Below are 617 nucleotides of genomic sequence, written 5' to 3' on the forward strand. Positions count from 1 at the left end.
AAATAATTGCGGCAGGCAGTAAGATAAACCAAATCATTTGATGTGCGAATCTACTTGTAAAAACTATACATATACAAAGGATGACTTGGAATGGTATTAAAACCAATGAATATTCCAGGGAAGCTATTATGAAAAAAAACAATAGGTTATAAAGAAAAACACCCAGCATTCTTGCATTATAGGTTCTTACGTCAAGAATAAGAGATGTTGAAAGAGTCGAAATCAGCATTAATTCAAAAGCAAAATTAATATCAAAGAAAAACAAACCAAAGCAGAAAGCCGCAACTTGATTGAAAAAGAAAAATGAAAATGAGAAATATTGAGTTAAACCATGAGAATCCAACACCTTATAAACCAAGTGTATCATAGGCGGATATGTATTACTCTCCCTTATAGCACTTGAAGGAATAATATAGTTGTTTGAAATAGAATTGACAAATGCTTTATGATTATATATGTCTATTGACATATTAAAGTGGTTTTTCGCGATAAAAAAAGCATATACATTTATCAAAGAAATAAGGAAAATAAAAACAAAAGAAGTAAAATCTAACATATTTAACCTTTTTTGAGCAGATAAGCTAAGGGCAATGATATATATATGCATACCATAGATG

Annotated in this window: 1 protein-coding gene; it reads right to left on the reverse strand. The window is 29.3% G+C overall.

Annotated elements, in window-relative coordinates; all coding sequences use genetic code 11:
* Positions 1-556 (reverse strand): hypothetical protein (locus L1D44_RS21715; RefSeq protein WP_239893260.1); only part of this gene is annotated, 556 nt, incomplete at its 3' end.
* Positions 557-617: the final 61 nt, after the last annotated feature.

The sequence above is a fragment of the Shewanella sp. Isolate13 genome, from assembly GCF_022398325.1.
Taxonomy (GTDB): domain Bacteria; phylum Pseudomonadota; class Gammaproteobacteria; order Enterobacterales; family Shewanellaceae; genus Shewanella.